Raw genomic sequence first — 22,483 nt, 5'->3', positions numbered from 1 at the left:
AGCCCCGATGCCGTCCATGCGCGTCCACGGAGGCGGACAGGAAAGCGGCGCCGGTCTCCGCGGACGCCCGCCCGCTTGGCGGTGCGTCTTCCGGGGAGACCGGCGCCGATCCGGCCGGTGTGCGGGGAGCTGCTGAGCGGACGGGCGCCCGTCAGACTGCCGGCTCCTCGCCCAGCGGCGCGGTGAGGTTCACCGCTTTCCCCCAGGAGGCGAACCGCACGTCGCTGACGCGCGTGACCTTCATGCTGGCCGGCGGTTCCGTCCACGAGGTGACCAGCCGGCTGGGGAGTCCGTCGCGGCCGAGCCACAGCCGCCAGGCCACCGTCGTGGCCGCGACCCTGGCACTGGGCCGCCCGCGCAGGTCCGCCCGGTAGGACGGCGAGACGCGGTAGAGCGCGCCCAGGGTGATCGTGCCGGTGTGCAGGGCGGCACCGGGTTTCTTGGCCTTGCTGGTGGCCAGCAGGGCCTTCAGCGTGGCCGGTTCCAGGACGAGGACCGGGGTCTGGAAGGGCGACAGGTCGCGGATCTTGCCGGGTGCCCTCATCCACTTCCTGCCGTCGGGGAGGCCTTCGCCGACCAGACCGCCGCTCGTGTAGACGTTGCCGCCGATGGCGAGGCTGCGCACCGGCTTGGTGGTCTCCCCGGGGAGGGCCGACGCGGTCAGGATGTCGTACCCCGTCACACCCGCGGCGTCGAACTGCGCGACACCGCGGCGCTTCTGCGCGGACAGCGGCTTTCCGCCGGAACTCGTCCTGCTGATCTCGGCGATCGTCACGCCGCGGTTGGCGGCGAACCGCGCCGTCAGCGCGGCCACCGGATCGATGGGCGCCACCTGGGTGTTCGCGGCGGTGGTTCGGGTGTTCGCCGTCGTGCTCCGCGTGTTCACCGCAGTCGTCTGGGCGCTCACGGGGGCGGCGGCCGCGGTTACGGCCAGGACGCCGGACATCACAGTGATCCATCGCTTCACGGGGATCCCCCTCCCGAGGATAGAAGATCAAAAACTGTAGGGCATGCCGTACCGGAACGTGAACTTATGCCAATAAAGGTTGAAAAGAGTCTTTCAAGGGGAGATTTCACGAAAATTGTCCATCATGATCATCCTTGTGGTGTGATCCGTGCCGACCTGGGATGTGGCCGGGTGGCGCGGGCGGTTACGCTGCGGACAGCTCTCACGTTGCGAGTGGGTGCGCAGACAAGGAGGTCTGGATGGATGCCGTGTCGAGGATCCGCGTCGTCATCGCCAAGCCCGGGCTCGACGGGCACGACCGTGGCGTGAAGATCGTGGCGCGGGCGCTGCGGGACGCCGGGATGGAGGTCGTCTACACCGGCCTGCACCAGACGCCCGAGCAGATCGTCCGCACCGCCATCCAGGAGGACGCGGCGGCGATCGGGCTGTCCATCCTCTCCGGGGCGCACATGACGCTCTTCGCGAAGGTCATCGAACTCCTGAAGGAGAACGACGCCGCCGACATCGTGGTGTTCGGTGGCGGGATCATCCCGGACGCCGACCTGCCCGAGCTCCGGCAGATGGGCGTGGCCCAGATCTTCACGCCGGGCGCCACCACGCAGGAGATCGTCGAATGGGTGCGCAGCGCCGTTCCCGCTCACGTTTAACGACCCAGTGACCTGGTCATCCCCCGACGGGGGCTAGGCTTCATTGGCGCAAAACCGCCGGGCTCCCGCTCGATCACGGAGCCGGCCCGCCGATATCTGTACACCAGCCGGACAAGCAAGGACGGACCCTCGTGGACCTGTTCGAACATCAGGCGAAGGAGCTCTTCGCGGAGTACGGCATCCCGGTGCCGCGTGGCATTGTCGCGCACACCGTGGAGGAGGCACGCTCGGCAGCCGAGCAGCTGACCGGCCGTGTCGTCGTCAAGGCACAGGTCAAGACCGGTGGCCGCGGCAAGGCCGGCGGTGTGAAAGTCGCCGACGACGCCGCCGACGCCGAGCAGAAGGCCACCCAGATCCTTGGCATGGACATCAAGGGCCACACGGTCCACAAGGTTCTGATCGAGGAGGCCAGCGCGATCGCGGAGGAGTACTACTTCTCCTTCCTGCTCGACCGCGCGAACCGCACCTTCCTCGCCATCTGCTCCGCCGCGGGCGGCATGGACATCGAAGAGGTCGCGCACAGCGCCCCGGATAAGGTCGCCAAGATCCCGGTCTCCCCCCTGGACGGGGTCGACCGCGCCAAGGCCCGTGAGATCGCCCAGGCGGGCGGTCTGCCGGAGGCGGCACTCGACGGCGCCGCCGAGCTCATCGAGAAGCTCTGGTGCGCCTTCGTCGACGAGGACGCCTCCCTGGTCGAGGTCAACCCGATGATCCTGTCCGCCGACGGCCAGGTCAAGGCCCTCGACGGCAAGGTCACCCTCGACGACAACGCGACCTTCCGCCAGTCCGACCACGCGGTCTTCGAGGACAAGGACGCGGAGGACCCCCTTGAGGCCGCGGCCAAGGAGAAGGACCTCAACTACGTCAAGCTCGACGGCAGCGTCGGCATCATCGGCAACGGCGCGGGTCTGGTCATGTCCACCCTCGACGTGGTCGCCTACGCCGGCGAGGCGTTCCCGGGCCAGCCCAAGCCCGCCAACTTCCTCGACATCGGCGGCGGCGCCTCGGCAGAGGTCATGGCGGCCGGTCTGGAGATCATCATCTCCGACCCGTCCGTCAAGTCGATCTTCGTGAACGTCTTCGGCGGCATCACCGCCTGTGACGCGGTCGCCAACGGCATCGTCTCCGCCTTCCAGCTGCTGGAGGGCCGCGGCGAGGCTGTCAGCCGCCCGCTCGTCGTCCGGCTGGACGGCAACAACGCCGAGCTCGGGCGGCAGATTCTCGCCGACGCCAAGCTTTCCGGCGTCGAACTGGTGGACACGATGGACGATGCGGCCAAGCGGGCCGCCGAACTCGCCGCGGTAGGTGCGTAATGGCTATCTGGCTCACCGAGAAAAGCAAGATCATCGTTCAGGGCATGACCGGCGGTGAGGGCACCAAGCACACCCGCCGGATGCTCGCCTCCGGCGCCCGCGTCGTCGGCGGTGTCAACGCCCGCAAGGCCGGCACCACCCACGAGGGCCTCCCCGTCTTCGGCACCGTCGTCGAAGCCGTGAAGGAGACCGGCGCCGACGTGTCGGTCGTCTTCGTGCCCCCGGCGTTCACCAAGGACGCCGTCAAGGAGGCCATCGACGCCGAGATCCCGCTCTGCGTGGTGATCACCGAGGGTGTCCCGATCCACGACACCACCGAGTTCTGGGCCTACGCGGTCGCCAAGGGCAACAAGACCCGCATCATCGGGCCGAACTGCCCCGGCATCGCCTCGCCCGGTGCCTCCAACGCCGGCATCATCCCCGCCGACATCACCACCGCCGGCCGTATCGGTCTGGTGTCGAAGTCCGGGACGCTGACCTACCAGCTCATGTACGAGCTGCGGGACTTCGGCTTCTCCACCGCCGTCGGCATCGGCGGCGACCCGGTCATCGGCACCACGCACATCGACGCCCTCCAGGCGTTCCAGGACGACCCGGCCACCGACGCGATCGTGATGATCGGCGAGATCGGCGGCGACGCCGAGGAGCGCGCCGCCGCCTACATCGAAAAGCACGTGACCAAGCCGGTCGTCGCCTACGTCGCGGGCTTCACCGCCCCCGAGGGCAAGACCATGGGTCACGCGGGCGCGATCGTGTCCGGCTCGGCCGGCACCGCCCAGGCGAAGAAGGAGGCTCTGGAGAAGGTCGGCGTCCGCGTCGGCAAGACCCCGAGCGAGACCGCCCGCCTGATGCGCGAGGTCATGCAGGCCCGCTAGTTTCGCCAGGAAAGGCGCCCGGTGTCCCGCCGGGTGCCTTTCCTGTTGTCCGGCAGCTTCTTGTACGGCATGCGACACGCGGGGCGATGGAGTCTCGTACACACGGAAGATCCTGAGACCATCGACTATTGTGACGGCCCTTCTCGATCAGCTCCGGACGGTTCCCCGTAACGTCCTCAGCCGTATCCCCCTGCCCGGCGTCACGGGTGACGACGACGACGTCCGGCGGCCCCTGCCGGTCTCCGGGATGCTCGCCGCCGCATGGACCCTCGGTGTGGGGGTGGCGGTGCTCACCACCCTCACCCTGGTCGGCTGGATCGCCTCCCCCAAGGGCTCGCTCGGCCCGGGGCTGCCGGGGGTCTTCCGTACCGCGGCGCAGCTCTGGCTGGCGGCTCACCACGCGGGGTTCGCGATTCCGGGCGGCTCGGTCGGGCTGCTCCCGCTCGGGCTGACCGTGCTTCCGGCCTTCCTGCTGTACCGCGCCGGGATCTGGATGGCCAGGGACGCGGACCTGCGGCTGCGGCTCCCCGCCCGGCTGCCCAAGAACAGCCCGAAGGACGAGGCCAACGCCCGGCGCCGGGCACAGCTCGTGCTGGTCGCCCAGGCGGGTGTCTCGCTGGCGGCGCCGTACGCGCTGCTGGCCGGGGGCATCGCGCTGGTCACCAGGAACGAGATCACCCAGCCGTTCCTCGGCGACGTCCTGGTCAGCCACCTGGTGCTGGCCTTCCTGGCGGGCTCGCTGGCCACCGCCCGCACGATCGGGCCGTGGCGGTCGATGCTGCGCCTGCTCCCCGAACGGCTGCGCTCGGTCGTGGTCTCCTCGGCCGCCGCGCTGGGCATCATGCTCCTGGCGGGTGCCCTGATGGTGCTCGGTGCCGTCGTGGTGAACTTCGGGCAGGTCCAGGAGCTCTCCGGCATCCTGTCGCCGGGCTTCGTCGGCGGCCTGCTGCTCCTGCTCGTCCAGGGGCTCTACCTGATCAACGCGGTCATCTGGGGGATGGCCTACATCGCCGGTCCGGGCTTCGCGGTCGGCACCGGCACACTGGTCGCACCGACGGGTGTCCAGCTCGGAACCGTGCCGAGCCTGCCGATCCTGGGGGCACTGCCGGAGACGGGCCCCACTCCGGCGTGGGTGATGGCGGTGATCGCGCTGCCGTTCGCAGCCGGCGCGGTGGCGGGCATCCTGGGAGTCAGGATCGCGCCGTCCCCCTCGTACGAGGGCGCGCCGCTGTGGGGGTTCGTCTGCGGGCTGGTGACCGGTGCGGCGGCCGGAGGGCTGGCCGCGCTGTCCGGCGGCCCCCTGGGGGGGACGAAGCTCTCCGCGGTCGGTCCGGCGGCCTGGGAGGTCATGCTCTCGGTGACGCTGGAGGTGGGCGTGGCCGCGGGCATCTCGGCTGGACTGGCCAACTGGTGGCTGATCTTCCGCGGGCACAACACAGTCGTGGCCAAGGCCGCCGCCAAGGTCGGCACGGCCGCCGAGCCGGTCCGCAGGGCGGGGGTCAGGATCGCCAAGGCGGCGGGGACGGTGGCCGGCAAGGTCGGGTTCGCCGAGTCCGACGGCCCCCGCGCGCTCCCCGGCCACTGGATGGACGCCACCGAGTGCGAGACCCAGCCGATCCCGGTCATCAGGGACGACTGGGAGGACGAGCACGCCTCGGCGGCGGCGGAGAACCCGCCGGCGGCCGAGCACGGCGGACCGCCGCGCCCGCCCCGGCGGGACATCGTCGACGAGTCCGACGACAAGGGCGGTCACGTGATCTACGTGGATCCCTACGCCTGGGACCGCGACTAGCGCTCGTCCGGACGGCCGCGGCCGGCGAAAAGATCGGCAGAACAGGCCCCGGGGCCGGGCGGCGCGGTGCCGGAAGGACCGCGGGCAGGCCTCGGCGGCCTCAGGGGGCGAACGGGAACTGCAGCTCGCCGGGCCGGACGAAGGGCAACTTCTTCTCCATCGCCCGCTCAAGCCTCTCCGTGCACTCGCTCTGGGCGGCGACGGTGCCCGCGCCCTTGCCGCACTCGGTGTAGGCGCTCAACTCGTCGCTGAAGTAGAGCTGCGTCGCGGTCACTCCGAGGGAGACCAGCAGCACCAGCGACGACAGGACGAGGCCGACGACCGCGGGGGTCGTCGACGCGGCCGCCGATCGCAGGGCCCGGACCGCGCGGACCGAGGCGACGAGGGCGAAGACCGACATGACGAGCCCCGCCAAGGGGAGCATCAGCGTCAGCGCCGCCGCGGCGAATGCGAGCCACAGCGCCCGCCGTCCCGTACCCTCCGTCGGCCGTGCCTGGACGGGAGTCGTCACCTGACCTCCTTGCATCGTGTGAGTGGACAGGCAGATACCCTTGCAGCGGCGTGCGTCCCCGTCCGAATGGAGTGTGTCGGTGTCATCCCAGGCCGCTCGGCTTGTGGTCCTCGTGTCCGGTTCTGGAACCAACCTACAGTCCCTGCTGGACGCTGTGGCAGACGAGTCTTACGGCGCCCGGATCGTGGCGGTGGGGGCCGACCGCGTCGGCATCGAGGGGCTGGCCCGCGCGGAACGCGCCGGGGTCCCTACCTTCGTCGAGAAGCTGTCCGACCACCCGGAGCGGGACGCCTGGGACCGGGCCCTAGCGGCCCGGATCGCCGGGCATCGGCCGGACCTGGTCGTCTGCGCGGGATTCATGAAGATCCTCGGTGCGCCGACGCTGGCCGCCTTCCCCGTGCTCAACACCCATCCCGCGCTGCTGCCCGCCTTCCCGGGCGCGCACGGGGTCCGCGACGCGCTCTCGCACGGCGTGCGGATCACTGGCTGCACCGTGATGCTCGCCGACGCCGGGGTCGACACCGGTCCGATCATCGCCCAGGAGGCGGTGCCCGTGCTGGACGGCGACGACGAGGCGGCCCTGCACGAGCGCATCAAGACCGTCGAGCGGAGTCTGCTCGTGGAGACCGTCGGCCGGATGGCCCGTGAGGGCTGGACCGTGACCGGCAGAACCTTTCGCTTCGGACGACCCGGCAGATGAGCCGGGCGCCCCGGATGACACCGGAACCAAACAGGAGGAGTACGAAGTGACCCGCATCGCCATCAGGCGCGCGTTGATCGCGGTGTATGACAAGAGTGGGCTGGAAGAGCTGGCCCGCGGGCTCGACGCCGCCGGTGTGGAGATCGTCTCCACCGGCGGCACCGCCGCGAAGATCGCTTCGTACGGCGTCCCCGTCACTCCCGTCGAAGCGCTGACCGGGTTCCCCGAGTGTCTCGACGGCCGCGTCAAGACCCTGCACCCGCGCGTGCATGCCGGCCTGCTGGCCGACAGCGGCAACCCCGCCCACGTCAAGCAGCTCGAAGAGCTGGAGATCGACCCCTTCGAGCTGGTGGTGGTCAACCTCTACCCGTTCCAGGAGACCGTGGCCTCGGGCGCCTCCGACCGCGACTGCGTGGAGCAGATCGACATCGGCGGCCCCGCGATGATCCGGGCCGCGGCCAAGAACCACGGCACGGCCGCGATCGTGGTCGACCCCGGTGCCTACGGCGACGTGCTCGCGGCGGTGGCCGAGGGCGGCTTCACCCTGGCCGAGCGACGCCGGCTCGCCGCGGCCGCGTACGCCCACACCGCCGCCTACGATACGGCGGTGGCCTCCTGGTTCGCGAGCGGCTACGCCGCCGAGGAAGGGGCCTGGCCGCACTACATGGGCGCCGCGTGGACGCTCAGGTCGCCGCTGCGCTACGGCGAGAACCCGCACCAGGGGGCGGCGCTCTACTCCGGCGGGCGGGACGGCCTGGCGAACGCCGAGCAGCTGCACGGCAAGGAGATGTCCTACAACAACTACCTCGACGCCGACGCCGCCTGGCGGGCCGCCTGGGACTTCGCCGAGCCCGCCGTGGCGATCATCAAGCACCAGAACCCGTGCGGCATCGCGGTCGGCGCCGACGTCGCCGAGGCGCACCGCAAGGCCAACGCGTGTGACCCGGTCTCCGCGTACGGCGGCGTGATCGCGGTCAACGGCGAGGTCACCGAGGCGATGGCCCGGCAGGTCTCCGAGGTGTTCACCGAGGTCGTGGTGGCTCCGGCCTTCAGCGCCGAGGCCCTGGCCGTGCTCACCCAGAAGAAGAACATCCGGTTGCTGGTCTGCCCGCAGGGGCCGGACAACCCGGCGGAGTTCCGCCGGATCGACGGCGGTCTGCTGGTGCAGACCACCGACCGGGTGAACGCGCCCGGCGACGACCCGTCCGCCTGGGAGCTCAAGGCGGGGCCCGCGGCCTCCGCCGAGATCCTCGCCGACCTGGCCCTCGCCTGGAAGGCCTGCCGTTCGGTGAAGTCGAATGCGATCCTGCTCGCCGCGGACGGCGCGAGCGTCGGCATCGGCATGGGCCAGGTCAACCGGGTCGACTCGGCGCAGCTCGCGGTCACCCGTGCCGGCGACCGTGCCCGGGGCTCCGCGGCGGCCTCCGACGCGTACTTCCCGTTCGCCGACGGCCTCCAGGTGCTGGTCGACGCCGGGGTGAAGGCCGTCGTGGAGCCCGGCGGCTCGATCAGGGACGAAGAGGTGATCGCCGCGGCCGAGGCCGCCGGGGTCACCCTCTACTTCACCGGCGCCCGCCACTTCTTCCACTGAGTTCCCCTCCGGTGTACGGCTGCCGCACGGGTGCGGCAGCCGTACACCGGAGACAGCAAAGTGGCGGACCGGACAGAAAATTTCGGTCAAAGAAGGTTTAAACCCCGGTTAACCTAAAGGATCCCCTCCGTCGCCTCCATGGAGATCCCTCATGCCTTTGCTGGACGTTGCCCTGAACGCCTTTGTGATCATGAGTGGATTCTGGGAGAGTCCCTGGTTGCTCCTCATCTTCGCCGTCGGCGCCGCCTGGCTCGGCGCCAAGGCCGTGGAGATCATCCCCTTCACGCGCAGGATCATCGAGCGAAGGGAAGCGGAGCGCGGATGATCATTTGGAAGGACTGAACGCTTGAGTGCCCAGATTCTGGACGGCAAGGCCACCGCGGCGAAGATCAAGGCGGATCTCACGGCGCGGGTCGCCGTGCTGAAAGAGCGCGGCGTCACCCCCGGGCTCGGCACCGTCCTGGTCGGTGACGACCCGGGCAGTCAGATCTACGTGGCCGGCAAGCACCGCGACTGCGCCGAGGTCGGCATCGCCTCCATCCGCAGGGACCTGCCGGCGACCGCCACCCAGGCCGAGGTCGAAGCGGTCATCGACGAGCTCAACGCGGCCGAGGACTGCACCGGCTACATCGTCCAGCTCCCGCTGCCCCGCCACCTCGACACCATGGCGCTGATCGAGCGGATGGACCCGGCGAAGGACGCCGACGGCCTGCACCCGGTCAACCTGGGCCGCCTGGTCCACATGGTCGACGCGCCGCTGCCCTGCACCCCGCACGGCATCGTCCTGCTCCTGCAGGAGTACGGCGTGCCGATCAAGGGGGCCGAGGTCGTCGTCGTCGGCCGGGGCATCACCGTGGGCCGCTCCCTCGGCCTGCTGCTGACCCGGCGTTCGGAGAACGCCACCGTCACCCTCTGCCACACCGGCACCGAGGACCTGGCGGCCCACACCCGTCGCGCGGACATCATCGTCGCCGCGGCGGGCGTGCCGCACCTGATCACGGCCGACATGGTCAAGCCCGGCGCCGCCGTGCTCGACGTCGGGGTCTCCCGGGTCGACGGCAAGATCGCCGGTGACATCGCCCCCGAAGTCGGGGACGTCGCGGGTCACCTCACCCCCAACCCCGGCGGCGTGGGCCCGATGACGCGGGCCCTGCTGCTGACCAACGTGGTCGAGGCCGCGGAGAAGGGCGAGTAGCCGTCATGACGCCCGGCGGCCGGCGGCGGTCGCCGGCGCCGAAGGCTCCGGGGTGCCGGCCGCTCGCTGCGGCGGCACCACCGGAGTGGGCCTGACCAGGCCCAGGGCGACGACCTCGTTGGCCAGCCTGGTGCGCCGGTTTGTCCCCTCCGGGATCCTGAACTTCTGGTAGAGGCGGAGCAGGTGCTGCTTGACCGCGGCCTCCGTCACCACCAGATCGTCGGCGATCTCCCGCGCGGTGGCGGGTGCGACGAACGCCTCATCCGACAGCGCCGGACGGCACAACGACGTCAGCACGTCGACCTCCCGCCGGGTCAGCTCCGGAGCCGCCGCCCGTCGGAGCTCGACCTCGGGGGCGAAGTCCTCACGCGGAACCCCGCCGATCCTGCCTCGCGCCGCGCCGAAGGAGACGACGTCGCCGTCGTCGAGCACCCTCCGGGCGATCGGCCTGCCGTTCACCCGTGTGCCGTTGCGGGACAGACCCAGATCAACGACATACAGGTAGGGTCCGCGCCGGATGAATTCCGCATGCAGCCGGGAAACACTTGGATCGGTGAGCCGGATGTCAACTCCCCGGCCACGCCCGATCGTCGTGATCTCGGGGCGCAACGGGACCACCTCGCCAGTGTCCTCGATGCGTATGAACGGCCCCTCCACGGCAGTTCCTCCCCAGGTAGCCCGCCGTAACTATTCCTACAGCTCCGGCTTACCCAAACGAGGTGATGGGGAATCGCCTTTGCCAGAAAGAGAATCATTCGTGAAATTGATCTGGACCTCTCGGGAGGGTTTCCCCTGCTCACAGGTAGACTTCGGGCGAAGATAAGCGGAGGAAATACTCATGGCGGACAAGCCCACCAAAGGCCTCGCCGATGTCGTAGCCGCATCAACAGCGCTCAGTGACATCGACGGTCAGGCCGGTCTCCTTTTCTATCGTGGCTACGACATCCACGATCTGGCCGGCCGTACCACTTTCGAAGAAGCCGCCCATCTGTTGCAGCGAGGCAACCTTCCCACCGGGGAGCAGCTGGCCGCCTACGGGGCACAGCTCGTCGAGGGGCGTGAGCTCGGCGCCCTCGCCGAAGCGAACATCCCGGAGGTCGCGGGGAAGCAGGCGCCCATGGAGGCGCTGCGCACGCTGGTCTCGCTGGCCGGCGGCGACGACGAGGACAAGGACTCCAACAGCCCCGAGGCCAACCTGCGCAAGGCCGCCCGCCTGACCGCGCAGCAGCCGCTCCTCGTCGCCCGCTACCACGCCGCCAGGACGGGCGCCACGATCCCGGACCCGGATCCGGATCTGAGCATCGCGGCCAACTTCCTGCTCCAGATCACCGGGCGCGTTCCCGACCGGCACGAGGTGGAGATCTTCGACACCTGCCTGGTGCTCCACGCCGACCACACGATGAACGCCTCGACGTTCGCCGCCCGGGTGTGCGCCGCGACCCTGTCCGACATGCACTCGGCCATCGTGGCGGCGATCGGCACCCTCAAGGGCCCGCTCCACGGGGGCGCCAACGAGCAGGTCATGCGCACCCTGGAGTCGCTCGACCCGGCCGCCGTCGCGCAGGCCGTACGCGACAGGCTCGCCGCCGGCGAGAAGATCATGGGATTCGGGCACCGGGTCTACAAGACGGAGGACCCGCGAGCCACCCATCTGCGCAGGATGTCGCAGGAGCTCGCGGACGCCTCCGGTGACGACACCTACTACCGGATGTCCAAGGAGATGGAGGAGGTCGTCTTCGAGACGAAGGGCCTCTATCCGAACGTGGACTTCTACGCCGCGACCGTCTACCACTATCTCGGTATTCCGACAGACCTGTTCACTCCGGTCTTCTCGGTCAGCCGCATGGCAGGATGGACCGCACACGTCATCGAGCAACACGCCGACAATCGCCTGATCCGCCCGGACAGTGAGTACATCGGCGAGCGCAACCAGAAGTGGAGGCCGCTCGCGGAGCGATGAGCCGGCTGCGAGAGAGCGAGGCACGAACCAACGAGTGCCCGCGCGAATGCGACCGGAGGCCGGAGCGATGAGCCGGGTGCGAGAGAGCGAGGCACGAGCCAACGAGTGCCCGCGCGGACGGGAGCCATAGGTGGGAGCGGTGAGCATGACTCGGGAGCGCTGGGGATCGTATCCACTGGTGCTGGTGGGCGCGGTCGTCGCGGTGGCCTTCGGCGTCCTGCTCGATCCCGAGTGGGGCGGCTTCTCCCTCGGCGTGGTCCTGGCACTGGGTGCCGTGTTCCGGCTGGCCGGGGGCGGGTTGCTCGCCGTACGGACCAGGGCGACCGACACCCTGATTCTGGGTGCCTTCGGCGTCGCGCTGATGGCCGGCTCGCTGGTGCTCGAGTATCCGGAGCTCATGCCGCTGTAAGCCGGATGACCGGGTGGGCCACGAAGCGCTCATACCGGTCCGATAACCTCAACGGCCAGTGAGCCTCAAAAGGACTGTCTGGCCAGTGCTAGTTCAGAAGGGGAACCACACGCATGCCCAAGATCAAGGTAGAGGGTCCGGTCGTCGAGCTTGACGGCGACGAGATGACCCGGATCATCTGGCAGTTCATCAAGGACCAGTTGATCCTTCCCTACCTCGACGTCGACCTGAAGTATTACGACCTCGGGGTCGAGTACCGCGACGCCACCGACGACCAGGTGACGATCGACGCCGCCAACGCGATCAAGCAGTACGGCGTAGGCGTCAAGTGCGCCACGATCACCCCGGACGAGGCGCGGGTCGAGGAGTTCGGCCTGAAGAAGATGTGGAAGTCCCCGAACGGGACGATCCGTAACATCCTCGGCGGTGTCATCTTCCGCGAGCCGATCATCATGTCCAACGTGCCGAGGCTCGTCCCCGGCTGGACCAAGCCGATCGTCGTCGGCCGTCACGCGTTCGGCGACCAGTACCGCGCCACCGACCTGAAGATCCCGGGCGAGGGCAAGCTGACCCTCACCTACACGCCGAAGGACGGCTCGGAGCCGATCGAGCTCGACGTCTACGACTTCCCGAGCAGCGGCGTCGCGATGGCGATGTACAACCTGGACGACTCGATCCGTGACTTCGCCCGCGCCTCCATGCGCTACGGCCTGTCCCGGGGGTACCCGGTCTACCTCTCCACGAAGAACACGATCCTGAAGGCCTACGACGGCCGCTTCAAGGACATCTTCGCCGAGGTCTTCGAGGACGAGTTCAAGGCCGACTTCCAGGCGGCCGGCATCACCTACGAGCACCGCCTGATCGACGACATGGTCGCCGCCGCGATGAAGTGGGAGGGTGGCTACGTCTGGGCCGCCAAGAACTACGACGGCGACGTCCAGTCCGACACCGTCGCGCAGGGCTTCGGCTCGCTCGGCCTGATGACCTCGGTCCTGATGACCCCCGACGGCCGGACCGTCGAGGCCGAGGCCGCCCACGGCACCGTGACCCGTCACTACCGTGAGCACCAGAAGGGCAACCCCACCTCCACCAACCCGATCGCCTCGATCTTCGCGTGGACCCGTGGGCTCCAGCACCGCGGCAAGCTCGACAACACCCCCGCGGTGACCGACTTCGCCGAGAAGCTGGAGCAGGTCTGCATCGAGACCGTCGAAGGCGGTCAGATGACCAAGGACCTCGCCATGCTCGTCGGCGGCGACGCCAAGTGGCTGACCACCCAGGACTTCCTGGCGGCCCTGGACGAGAACCTGAAGAAGAAGATGGCCTAGTCACCCGCCGTCTCCACGAGAAGGGCCGCCCGCCGGGCGGCCCTTTTCCGTTCCACGGGCCACCGGGCCACCGGGCCTCGCCGTCAGGACTCCGTCACGGCACCGAGCACGATCAGGTTGTCGTCGGCGAGGCCGGTCACGGGGTGCGTCCGGCCGGTGACGGCGTCCATCCGGAAGAACGCCGCGGGGTGGTCGCCGGCCTTGCCGGTCATCTTGACGACGACCTCACGGGTGTTCAGCCAGCCGACGACCGCTGCCTTGGCGGCACCGTCCGGGGAGGGGAGCGGGAGGCTCCTGGACACCTGCCGGGTCCGGGCGTCGATGATGTGGAGGTTGCGGGACTCGGCGCCCTTGGTGCCGACCGCCGCCACCTGCCTGCCACCGGGGGAGTCCCGCCAGGCGCGGTAGTTCTTGCCCAGCCAGTCGGCGGCCTGCTCCGCTGCCGTCACGTGCCCGGCGGGCAGGGGCGTCATGGTCCCGGTGGTGAAATCGGTCCGGAACCGGCGCGCACCGAGCTGCACGGTGAAGTGACGGCCGTTCGGGGAGACGCTCACCCGGGTGCCGCCTTCGGTGTCGGAGGGGGCCAGCACGGGCGACAGATACCGCTTGACGCCGCTGTGCAGGTCGTGGGCGACGTATCTTCCCTCCGCCGCACTCAGGTAGGCGATGCGGTGTCCGTCGGCGCTGACAGCCGGACTCAGCGGCCAGGAGCCCTGGCCGTCGGCGTGGGCCAGCCGTTCCGCGGCGTCGGGGACGCGCACCGTGGACGGGCAGGGCGTCTGATCCTCGCAGTCCGCGGAACCGGGCTTGGCGCCGTCTTTGGCCAGCGTCAGCTTCCAGCCGGCGCAGACGACCTTCCCGGGCTCCGCCGGCTTGTCACCCGCAGGGGCGGCGTCGCCGGGACATCCCTCGGGGACCGCGTAGCGGATCGCGAGGGAGGTGCGTGGCGCCCGCCACGGCTGGACCCCGGGGGCCGGCTCCGGGCTGGAGGCGACCCGTACGGCCTCCGGTGACGTCGTCGGAGGGGACGGGTTCCGCTCGCCCAGGGCCGAGTTCCACACGTGCCCCTGCGGGAACAGGGCGATGGCGGCGATGACGCCGATCGGGACGAGGGCCGCGATCGTGGTCAGGAAGGCCGCGCGGTTGCGGCGGCGCCGTAGCGTGCCCATGGCCCGCCGGGTGAGGTCGGGGACCGACGCCTCGCCCGCCGCCGTGGCCATCCTCGTCTTCAGCCGGTCCACGTTGCCCTTGGTGAGCGTGGCCACCGCCTCGGTTATCTCCGACTCCACGGTCTCCACGGGGATGCCGAGGACGGTCGCCATCTCAGCGTGGGTCCTGCCGTCGTGGAGGCAGGCGACGACGAGCAGGCGCGGCCGGGGCGGGATCCGTACCAGCGCGGTGGAGCCCGCGGCGGTCGGCTTGCGGAGGAAGCGGCGGTACAGGGCGATGTGCGCGTGCGTGGTGGAGTCTTCCCAGGGGGCAGGGGGCCAGCTGAGACCGACCGTGCGCAAGGACCACAGGGTCAGGCGGATGGCCTGCTCGTGGCTGCCGGTGAGGAGAAGGGCCGTGCCGACGAGGGAACGCTGATCGCGCTGGATGAATTCGCGATAACCGATATATCGGCGCATGGGGGATTTGCTCCGGCTTGCGTGAGGGACGGTCAACGGTAGTGATTTAAGCGGTTGGAGCGCCAACTTGGGGCGGATGTCGGTAATTGAGGGGGTGGCGTGTCCGCCGGATCGCCTGCCGGCCTGGCAGTCGGTCCGGTCGACGCGGGTGCTTCGGGGCAACGCGGCAGGCGGACGGGTCATGGCGTCGTAAAGTTCAGCTGAAGATTTACTCAACCATAGGGACGATGATGCCGGAGATCGCGCCGCTGGAAGCGGGGGAGCCGCGCCGACTGGGGCCGTTCCGCATCGTCGGCCGGATCGGTGAGGGTGGGCAGGGCATCGTCTACCTGGGCGTGAACGAGTCGGGAGAGCGGGCGGCGATCAAGTTGCTGCACGTAAAATTCTCCGGCGACTCGGTCGCCAGATCCCGGTTCGCCCGGGAGGCACGGGCCGCGCAGCGGGTCGCCTCATTCTGTACGGCGGGCGTGGTCGGCGTCGACCTCGAAGGCGACGCCCCCTACATCGCCAGCGAATACATCGAGGGCAGGTCGCTGCAGGAGGCCGTGGAGACCGACGGGCCGCTCCGCGGCACGGCCCTGCAGCGGCTGGCGATCGGCACGGCCACCGCCCTCACCGCGATCCACCAGGCGGCGATCGTGCACCGTGACTTCAAACCGGACAACGTGCTCATCGCCGCGGACGGCCCCCGCGTGGTGGACTTCGGCATCGCCCGCATCGTCGACTCCACCGGCACGATAACCAGCCGCGCCATCGGCACCCCGGCCTACATGGCCCCCGAGCAGATCTCCGGCGCCGACGTCGGCCCGCACACCGACGTGTTCGCCTGGGGGGCGACGATCGTGTTCGCCGCGACCGGGGAGACGGCCTTCGCTGGCAACTCGATAGCGGTGGTGCTGAACCGTATCCTCAACCACGAGGTGGACGTCGGCGCCATGCCGGAGCCGCTGCGCGGCGTGGTCCGCTCGGCCCTGTCCAAGTCGCCCGCCGCACGGCCCTCGGCCGGCCAGATCCTGCTCCGGCTGCTCGGCCACCCCGAGACCGTGGACGCCTCGCCCGCCGACCTCAACGAGGGGGCACAGGTCGCCGGTCCGGACTCCGGCGAGGCCACCAGCCCCATGCGCGTGCCCGTACGGCCGCCGACCTGGCCCGGATCGGGTGGCCGGCCCACTCCGTTCACGGGTCCCCCCGTCCCGGCCCCCGGCCACGGCGAGCCGCTCCACGGTGAGCCGCCCGCGTCCCAGAGGTACGGCGAGTCCCCGATGCCCCCGGGACCCGGCGCGTCCCCGGCGTCTGCGCGGTACGGCGAATTCCCGACGCCGCCGGGGGACGGCGAGCGGCCGGTGTCTCCGGGGTACGGCGAGCGCGGTTCCCTCCCCGGTCACGGCGAGCGGCCGGTGTCTCCGGGGTACGGCGAGCGCGGTTCCCTCCCCGGTCACGGCGAGCGGCCGGTGTCTCCGGGGTACGGCGAGCGCGGTTCCCTCCCCGGCCATGACCCCGGTCACGACGAGCGGCCGGCGACGGTCCCGCCGACCTGGCAGCCCACCGTTCCGAACCGGAGCACCGATCCCGACCGGTCCGGGCGCCCGCGCCGGGGGCGCTGGGCCGCCGCCGCGGTGGCCGTCGCCCTGCTGGCCACCGTCGTGGCCGTCCTGGCCGTCACCGGCTGGCCGCCGCGCTTCGGCACCGCGGTCCGGCCCACCGACGGGCCCACCGAATCCGTTCCGGCGACGTTCGCCTCCGTGGCGGACAAGGCGGCGAAGACCGGCAGGCTCACCGTCGGCATGCGCGACTTCCTCCCGGGCGTCGCGCTGAACAGCGGCGGCAGGTGGAGCGGGTTCGAAGTGGATCTCGCCACCGAGATCGCCAAGGCGCTGGGGGTGCCCGCGAGCGGCATCACCTTCCGGGCGACCAGCCGGGAGGAGCGTCCCAAGCTGCTGGCCCGCGGCGACCTCGACCTGGTCGTCTCGACCTATTCGATCAACAAGAGCGACGACGTCACGTTCGCCGGGCCGTACTATCTCGCCCACGTCGACGTGCTCGTCAAGGACGGCTCCCCGATCCTGTCCGCGGCCGACCTGAAGGGCAAGCGGATCTGCCAGCCCGCCGGCAGCGGCTTCGTCCGCACCCTGCAGGGCCGGGTCGGCCAACTGACTCCGGTCCCGGTCGCCACCTACACCGACTGCATGAACAAGCTGCTGTCCGGCGAGGTCGACGCGGTCCCCGGCGACGACCTGGTGCTGGCCGGGTTCGGCAACCGGGAGAGCGTCGGCTACAAGGTGCTCGGCCTGAAGCTGACCGACGAGCGCTACGCGGTGGCCCTGAAGAAGGGCGACGGGCGCACGTGCAAGGCCGTGCAGGGCGTGATCGCCGACCTCTACCGGAGCGGCGCGATGAGCAGGCTGCTCGACCGGCACTTCTCCAAGGTCGACTTCGCCACCCGCGAGGACGACCCCCCGGCCATGGCTAGCTGCGGCTAGAGCCCTCGATCTCGGCCGCCGTCTCCTCGGCCCACGCGCGTATCGTGCGCGCCTGGCGGATGCCCAGATCCAGGGCGTACTTTCCGAACTGCGAGCCCTTGTCCGGCGGGTCGTCCGCGGCGCAGCCTGCGGCCTTGCGCTCGCGGAGCTCCTCCAGTTCGGCGAGCTTGGCGCCGTAGGCCTCAGCCTCCGCCCGGAGCAGCGCCACGGCCTCGTGGGGCTCCAGGGTGGGCAGCAGGAACGCGCGCAGCGCCCCCTCGCTGCGGAACGACCGGGACGGCTCCTTGCCGATCAGCCATCCGCGCAGCTCCCGCGTGCCCTCGCCGGTGATCGTGTAGGTCTTCCGGCCGCGGGGCCCCTCCTCTTCGACGGTGACCAGGCCGTCTGCGGTCATCTTGTTCAGCTCCGGATAGATCTGGCTGTGCTTGGCCTGCCAGGCGTGATTGATCGAACTCTCGAAGAGTTTCGTGAGGTCGTAGCCGCTGGCAGGGCCGGCGGAGGTCAGCAGACCGAGGAGCGCCATCCGGAGGGACATGCCCTCATCATATCTATGGATTGACATGTAAAACTAGACACGTCAGCATCAACATGTGTCTACTGACGTATCGACCCCTCCCGCGGAGACCCGTCCCAAGAACGGGCTGCTCCTGCTCGCCGTGCTCGGCGGAATGTTCCTCGCGATGCTCGACCAGACGATCGTGGGCACCGCGCTGCCCCGGATCATCCAGGAGCTCGGCGGCTCCGGCCTCTACACCTGGGTCGTGACGGCCTACCTGCTGACCTCCACGATCACCGTCCCGCTGTACGGCAGGCTGTCGGACACCTACGGCCGCAAGCCGCTGCTGCTCACCGGCGTCGCGGTGTTCCTGCTCGGCTCGGTCCTGTGCGGCCTCGCCCAGGACATGACCCAGCTCATCGCCTTCCGCGCGCTGCAGGGCCTGGGGGCGGGCGCGCTGCTGCCGCTCTCCCTGGCACTGGTCGCCGACCTGTTCCCGCCGGAGCGCAGCGGCCGGGTCCAGGGCGCGCTGGGCGGGGTGATGGCACTGAGCTACATCGCCGGGCCGTTCCTCGGCGGCGTCTTCACCGACCAGGCGAGCTGGCGCTGGGCCTTCCTGGTCAACCTCCCCATCGGCCTGGCCCTCATCGCGATCATCGTGGTACGGCTGCCGCACGTGGCCGGCCAGGGGCGCGGCGTCCGCCCCGACTATCTCGGCATCGCCGTGTTCAGCGCGGCGATCGGCCTCCTGCTCCTCGGCCTGACCGAGAAGGGCCTGGACGACCATACCTGGACCAGCGGGCCCGTGCTGTGGCCCGTGGTGGCATCCGCCCTGCTCCTGGCACTGTTCGTGCTCGTCGAGCGCAGGGCGGCGCAGCCGATCGTCCCGCTGGAGCTGTTCCGCAACCGGACCTACACGCTGGCCAACATCGTCTCGTTCGTCACCGCGTTCTGCCTCTACGCCGGGGTGGTGTTCCTGCCGCGCTACTTCCAGGAGGCCATGGGGCTCAGCGCCACCGACTCGGGGCTGCGCATCTATCCGCTCATGCTCGGCATGGTGACCGGCAGCGTGATCACCGGTGCCCTCATCTCCCGCACCCAGCGCTACCGGCCGTGGCTGATCGCCGGGCCGTTCCTCATCGCGCTGGGTGCCCTGCTCTGCGCCGGGCTCACCACCGAGACCCCCTGGCTCGCCCTCGCCGGCTGGATGGCGCTGCTCGGCCTCGGCATGGGGCCCATGCTGTCCGGCCTGACGGTGGCGGTCCAGTATGCGGTCCCGCCGCGGTTCATCGGCACCGCCAGTGCCAACCTGACCTTCTTCCGGCAGATCGGCGGTTCGGTCGCGCTGGCCCTCGCCGGCACCCTCTACGCCTCCGTGGTCAGGGACGAAGCACCCGTCCACGGGGTGGCGGCGGCCCATGCCGCCGCCACCGCGACCGTCATCCCGTGGCTGGCCGTCAGCGCGGCGGTCGTCGCGGTCGTCGCACTGGTCGCCCTGCCCGGAGGCCGGATCAAGGCACTCGCCGCAGGACCGGCGACGCTGGACGGGTAACATCCGAGCGTCACAATTCATCCTTCGAGTGGGGGAAGGTCATGGCCCAGACTCCCGTAAAGGTCACCGTCACCGGCGCCGCCGGTCAGATCGGCTACGCGCTGCTGTTCCGCATCGCGTCGGGCCAGTTGCTGGGCGCCGACGTCCCGGTCAAACTGAGCCTGTTGGAGATCCCGCAGGCGGTCAAGGCCGCCGAGGGCACCGCGATGGAGCTCGACGACTGCGCGTTCCCGCTGCTGAGCGGCATCGAGATCACCGACGACGCCGACAAGGCCTTCGACGGCGCCAACGTCGCGCTGCTGGTCGGCGCCATGCCGCGCAAGGCGGGCATGGAGCGCGGCGATCTGCTCCAGGCCAACGGCGGCATCTTCGGCCCGCAGGGCAAGGCCATCAACGACAACGCGGCCGGCGACATCCGCGTCCTGGTCGTGGGCAACCCGGCGAACACCAACGCGCTGATCGCCCAGCAGCACGCCCCGGACGTCCCGGCGGAGCGCTTCACCGCGATGACCCGCCTGGACCACAACCGCGCGCTGTCGCAGCTCGCCGCCAAGCTCCAGGTCCCGGTCACCGAGATCAAGAAGATGACCATCTGGGGCAACCACTCCGCCACCCAGTACCCCGACCTGTTCCACGCCGAGGTCGGCGGCAAGGTCGCCGCGGAGCAGGTGGACGAGGCCTGGCTGCGTGACACCTTCATCCCGACCGTCGCCAAGCGCGGAGCCGCGATCATCGAGGCCCGGGGCGCGTCCTCGGCCGCCTCTGCGGCCAACGCCGCGATCGACCACGTCTTCGACTGGGTCAACGGCACCGAGTGGACCTCCGCCGCGATCCCCTCCGATGGTTCGTACGGCGTGCCCGAGGGGCTCATCTCCTCCTTCCCCGTCGCCTCGCGCAACGGCAAGTGGGAGATCATCCAGGGCCTGGAGATCGACGCCTTCTCCCGTGAGCGCATCGACGCCTCGGTCCGCGAGCTTGAGGAGGAGCGCGCGGCCGTCCGCGAGCTCGGCCTCATCTGATCTCGTCCGATCAGCTCGAGAAAAGGGGTCCCGGTCCGCCGGGGCCCCTTTCCGCGTTCCGGGGTTCCGGCCACTCCGGTTCCAGCCGCTCCGGTTCCGGCCGGACGCCGTCTTCCAGAGGATCCCTCTGTGGCGGCCCGGCGGCGTGTCGCCCGTGCGGGGAACCGCGTCCCGGCGTTAAATGATCATTGAGGGTCGGGGGATCGGTGTTCATGGCGCATGGTGCGGCGCGGGTCGTCGCGGGAATTGTCAGTCTCGTTCTCGTCGGAACGCCCGGGACGGCGCCGACGGAGCCCGCGGACGACAATCCGATGGGAGCGGATCTGTCCGTGCAGATGGAGACCTTGCCGAAGGTCGCACAACCGGGGCAGCCGCTGCTCTACCGCGCCGAGGTGCGCAACACCGGACCCGAGGACGCCGTGCTCCCGCTGCTCACCATCCGGTTGCCCGAGGGGGTGGAGATCCTCCGCGTCAACGTCGCCGAATGCCGCCCCGGCACCGCGGTCAACGAGGTGGTCTGCCCCTCCGAGCACGACGTGGTGGCCGGCGGCGCCGGCGGGGTGACGATCAGTGGCCTGGTCCGTCCGGGCGCGCGCGGCCCACTCACGGCGACCGCGACGCTCTCCTCGGAGATCGTGGACGAGAACGAGGCGAACAACTCCGCCGAGACGCTGACGGAGGTGGGCCGGGGCGCGGACCTGGCGGTCCGGCTGTCGCGCATGGCGCACGCGGGCCGCCTGGTCACGATGGGCGCGGTGGTCCGCAACCGGGGACCGCGGGCCGTCCGTGACGCCGCGCTCTTCTTCCACACCCGCAGGGCGCGCTTCCTGTCGGCGATGGGCGCCCGATGCCGCTCGTATCCCGGCCTCGTCGGCTGCAGGCTGCGCGCGATCCGTTCGGGAAAGCGGGTCAGCCTGCGACTCGCCTTCCGCGCCCAGCGGCGCGCGCTACGGGCCAAGGCGACGGTCTACTCCACCCATGTGGGAGACCGCCGCCCCGCCAACAACATGGCCCGTATCAACCTGCGTTAGGCAGGACCGCCCAGGCATCGGAGACGATGTCCCGGACGGACGGGTGTTCCGGTTTCCATCCGAGCTCCCGCTGGATCCTCTCCGCGGACGCCACCAGCACCGCCGGGTCTCCGGCGCGGCGCTCGCACACCACCTCGGGGATCTCGTGCCCGGTGACCTCGCGGCAGACCGACAGGACCTCCCGCACCGAGAAGCCCGTGCCGTTGCCCAGGTTGTAGATCTTGTGTTCCCCCGCCGAGCAGGCCTCCAGCGCCAGCAGATGGGCCCGGGCCAGATCGGCCACATGGATGTAGTCACGGACGCATGTCCCGTCCGGGGTGGGGTAGTCCGTGCCGAACACGCTGACCGACTCGCGCCCGCCGAGTGCGACGGCGAGGACGTTAGGGATCAGGTGGGTCTCCACGGTGTGGCGTTCGCGGTAGACCCGCCCGTCTCCGCCGGTGTAGGCGCCGCCGACGTTGAAGTAGCGCAGGCTGACCGCGGCCAGGCCGTACAGCCCGGCGAACGTGGTCAGCGCGGTGTCGACCGCCAGCTTGGACGCGCCGTACGGGTTGGTCGGCCGGGTGGGGTCGGTCTCCAGGACCGGAGAGCGCTCCGGCTCGCCGTACGTGGCGGCGGTGGAGGAGAACACGATCCGGCCGACCCCGGCGGTGCGCATGGCGTCGAGCAGGGTGAGGGTGCCGCCGAGGTTGTGCGCCCAGTAGAGCCCGGGTCTCTGCACCGACTCGCCGACCAGGGACTTCGCCGCGAAGTGGAGCACCCCGTCCATGCCGGGCAGTACGTCCGCGGCCTCGGTGATCGACCCTTCGACGAAGCGGGCGGCCGCCGGCACCGCGTCGGCGTGGCCGGTGGAGAGGTCGTCCAGCACGGTGACCTGGTGGCCCGCCTCGACGAGTTGCGCCGCGACGACGCTACCGATGTATCCGGCACCTCCGGTGACCAGCAGCTTCACGGAGCCTCCTGTTTGATGATGTTTGAATCTGTTTATT

General features: G+C 70.2%; 21 protein-coding genes. 15 read left to right on the top strand and 6 right to left on the bottom strand.

Features of this window, described 5'->3' with window-relative positions:
* Window positions 1-151 precede the first annotated feature (151 nt).
* Window positions 152-967: a hypothetical protein gene (locus OHA77_RS14875; protein WP_406318707.1), complete on the bottom strand. Its 816-nt coding sequence runs from the start codon at window positions 965-967 to the stop codon at window positions 152-154.
* Between the two features lie 239 nt (window positions 968-1,206).
* Between OHA77_RS14875 and OHA77_RS14870 the strand changes: the two genes are divergently transcribed.
* The 4 genes from OHA77_RS14870 to OHA77_RS14855 all read left to right on the top strand — a co-directional run bounded on the left by OHA77_RS14870 (window position 1,207) and on the right by OHA77_RS14855 (window position 5,594).
* Complete coding sequence (locus OHA77_RS14870) at window positions 1,207-1,614, top strand: cobalamin B12-binding domain-containing protein (protein ID WP_326820019.1); 408 nt, start codon at window positions 1,207-1,209, stop codon at window positions 1,612-1,614.
* Between the two features lie 131 nt (window positions 1,615-1,745).
* Window positions 1,746-2,927, top strand: a complete 1,182-nt coding sequence (sucC, locus tag OHA77_RS14865) for an ADP-forming succinate--CoA ligase subunit beta (RefSeq protein ID WP_326820020.1) — start codon at window positions 1,746-1,748, stop codon at window positions 2,925-2,927.
* Entirely contained in the window at window positions 2,927-3,802 is an 876-nt protein-coding gene (gene sucD, locus OHA77_RS14860) for a succinate--CoA ligase subunit alpha (RefSeq protein ID WP_326820021.1), read from the top strand. Before sucC ends, sucD begins: the two co-directional genes overlap by 1 nt.
* Window positions 3,803-3,932: 130 nt before the next feature.
* The gene (locus OHA77_RS14855) at window positions 3,933-5,594 is read left to right on the top strand and encodes a DUF6350 family protein (RefSeq protein ID WP_326820022.1); all 1,662 of its coding nucleotides are present in this window, start codon (window positions 3,933-3,935) and stop codon (window positions 5,592-5,594) included.
* 100 nt (window positions 5,595-5,694) lie between these two features.
* Here the strand turns inward: OHA77_RS14855 and OHA77_RS14850 are convergent, their stop codons facing one another.
* Window positions 5,695-6,105: a hypothetical protein gene (locus OHA77_RS14850; protein WP_326820023.1), complete on the bottom strand. Its 411-nt coding sequence runs from the start codon at window positions 6,103-6,105 to the stop codon at window positions 5,695-5,697.
* 79 nt (window positions 6,106-6,184) lie between these two features.
* Between OHA77_RS14850 and purN the strand changes: the two genes are divergently transcribed.
* From purN to OHA77_RS14830, 4 genes are all read left to right on the top strand, one after another.
* A complete protein-coding gene (gene purN / locus OHA77_RS14845) occupies window positions 6,185-6,805 on the top strand; it encodes a phosphoribosylglycinamide formyltransferase (RefSeq protein ID WP_406318706.1) in 621 nt (206 codons plus the stop codon).
* Window positions 6,806-6,851: 46 nt separating this feature from the next.
* On the top strand, window positions 6,852-8,396 hold the full coding sequence (purH, locus tag OHA77_RS14840; protein ID WP_406318705.1) for a bifunctional phosphoribosylaminoimidazolecarboxamide formyltransferase/IMP cyclohydrolase: 1,545 nt from the start codon (window positions 6,852-6,854) through the stop codon (window positions 8,394-8,396).
* Between the two features lie 151 nt (window positions 8,397-8,547).
* Complete coding sequence (locus tag OHA77_RS14835; RefSeq protein WP_326820026.1) at window positions 8,548-8,721, top strand: hypothetical protein; 174 nt, start codon at window positions 8,548-8,550, stop codon at window positions 8,719-8,721.
* Window positions 8,722-8,742: 21 nt separating this feature from the next.
* Window positions 8,743-9,591 (top strand): bifunctional methylenetetrahydrofolate dehydrogenase/methenyltetrahydrofolate cyclohydrolase, encoded by an 849-nt coding sequence (locus tag OHA77_RS14830; RefSeq protein WP_326820027.1) that lies wholly within the window; start codon window positions 8,743-8,745, stop codon window positions 9,589-9,591.
* Between the two features lie 3 nt (window positions 9,592-9,594).
* Here OHA77_RS14830 and OHA77_RS14825 read toward each other — a convergent pair whose 3' ends face one another.
* The gene (locus OHA77_RS14825) at window positions 9,595-10,248 is read right to left on the bottom strand and encodes an FHA domain-containing protein (RefSeq protein ID WP_326820028.1); all 654 of its coding nucleotides are present in this window, start codon (window positions 10,246-10,248) and stop codon (window positions 9,595-9,597) included.
* A gap of 181 nt (window positions 10,249-10,429) precedes the next feature.
* On the opposite strand from OHA77_RS14825, the gene OHA77_RS14820 reads away from it, so the two are divergent.
* From OHA77_RS14820 to OHA77_RS14810, 3 genes are all read left to right on the top strand, one after another.
* A complete protein-coding gene (locus OHA77_RS14820) occupies window positions 10,430-11,551 on the top strand; it encodes a citrate/2-methylcitrate synthase (RefSeq protein WP_406318704.1) in 1,122 nt (373 codons plus the stop codon).
* 145 nt (window positions 11,552-11,696) lie between these two features.
* Entirely contained in the window at window positions 11,697-11,960 is a 264-nt protein-coding gene (locus OHA77_RS14815; protein ID WP_406319827.1) for a DUF3017 domain-containing protein, read from the top strand.
* A gap of 113 nt (window positions 11,961-12,073) precedes the next feature.
* A complete protein-coding gene (locus OHA77_RS14810) occupies window positions 12,074-13,288 on the top strand; it encodes an NADP-dependent isocitrate dehydrogenase (RefSeq protein ID WP_406318703.1) in 1,215 nt (404 codons plus the stop codon).
* A gap of 83 nt (window positions 13,289-13,371) precedes the next feature.
* Here the strand turns inward: OHA77_RS14810 and OHA77_RS14805 are convergent, their stop codons facing one another.
* Complete coding sequence (locus OHA77_RS14805) at window positions 13,372-14,916, bottom strand: hypothetical protein (RefSeq protein ID WP_406318702.1); 1,545 nt, start codon at window positions 14,914-14,916, stop codon at window positions 13,372-13,374.
* A gap of 227 nt (window positions 14,917-15,143) precedes the next feature.
* Here OHA77_RS14805 and OHA77_RS14800 point away from each other — a divergent pair, with 227 nt between their 5' ends.
* Window positions 15,144-17,396, top strand: a complete 2,253-nt coding sequence (locus tag OHA77_RS14800) for a protein kinase domain-containing protein (protein ID WP_406318701.1) — start codon at window positions 15,144-15,146, stop codon at window positions 17,394-17,396.
* Here OHA77_RS14800 and OHA77_RS14795 read toward each other — a convergent pair.
* Entirely contained in the window at window positions 17,383-17,931 is a 549-nt protein-coding gene (locus tag OHA77_RS14795; protein ID WP_406318700.1) for a PadR family transcriptional regulator, read from the bottom strand. The two genes, OHA77_RS14800 and OHA77_RS14795, sit on opposite strands and share 14 nt — an antisense overlap.
* A gap of 55 nt (window positions 17,932-17,986) precedes the next feature.
* Here OHA77_RS14795 and OHA77_RS14790 point away from each other — a divergent pair, with 55 nt between their 5' ends.
* The 3 genes from OHA77_RS14790 (at window position 17,987) to OHA77_RS14780 (ending at window position 21,494) form a co-directional block, all read left to right on the top strand.
* Window positions 17,987-19,444: an MDR family MFS transporter gene (locus OHA77_RS14790; RefSeq protein WP_406318699.1), complete on the top strand. Its 1,458-nt coding sequence runs from the start codon at window positions 17,987-17,989 to the stop codon at window positions 19,442-19,444.
* A 41-nt stretch (window positions 19,445-19,485) separates the two neighbouring features.
* Complete coding sequence (locus tag OHA77_RS14785) at window positions 19,486-20,463, top strand: malate dehydrogenase (RefSeq protein ID WP_406318698.1); 978 nt, start codon at window positions 19,486-19,488, stop codon at window positions 20,461-20,463.
* Between the two features lie 212 nt (window positions 20,464-20,675).
* Entirely contained in the window at window positions 20,676-21,494 is an 819-nt protein-coding gene (locus OHA77_RS14780; RefSeq protein WP_406318697.1) for a hypothetical protein, read from the top strand.
* Here OHA77_RS14780 and galE read toward each other — a convergent pair.
* Window positions 21,481-22,446, bottom strand: coding sequence for a UDP-glucose 4-epimerase GalE (gene galE, locus OHA77_RS14775; RefSeq protein WP_406318696.1), 966 nt, complete (start codon window positions 22,444-22,446; stop codon window positions 21,481-21,483). The two genes, OHA77_RS14780 and galE, sit on opposite strands and share 14 nt — an antisense overlap.
* Between the last annotated feature and the right edge of the window lie 37 nt (window positions 22,447-22,483).

Origin of the sequence: Streptosporangium sp. NBC_01639 (genome assembly GCF_045209755.1) — a bacterium.
Taxonomy (GTDB): domain Bacteria; phylum Actinomycetota; class Actinomycetes; order Streptosporangiales; family Streptosporangiaceae; genus Streptosporangium.
This window is presented reverse-complemented; position numbering and strand designations above follow the sequence as displayed.